The organism is Streptomyces sp. SID5643, assembly GCF_009872555.1.
Classification (GTDB): domain Bacteria; phylum Actinomycetota; class Actinomycetes; order Streptomycetales; family Streptomycetaceae; genus Streptomyces; species Streptomyces iakyrus.
Genome location: NZ_WWIC01000145.1, coordinates 1 through 271, shown reverse-complemented (window position 1 = coordinate 271; position 271 = coordinate 1). Strand labels below are relative to the sequence as shown.

The 271-nt window shown below is 77.9% G+C and carries 1 pseudogene; it reads right to left on the bottom strand.

Annotated elements, in window-relative coordinates:
* Positions 1 to 271, bottom strand: a pseudogene (locus GTY56_RS18305) (protein kinase); the annotation flags it as partial.

Genomic DNA, 271 nt, shown 5'->3' with positions numbered 1-271 from the left:
AGGCGGAAGGCGCGCCGGCCCTGGCCCGCGGCCGCCGTCACACGGCGCAGCAGCGCAGCGCCGCCGATGCGCTGCTGGTGCGTCCGCGTCAGACAGGCGCCCACGATCTCCCGCCAGTCGTCCGGCAGCTCCGGCGACAGGCGCAGCTGGTCGACGCCGCGCGCGTAGGCCGCCGCCGCGTCACGACGGGCTGTCGGGGTGGCGCCGGGCAGTGGGAAGGCGTCGGTGAGCACGCGGTGGGCGAGGACGCCGAAGGCCCAGATGTCGGCGG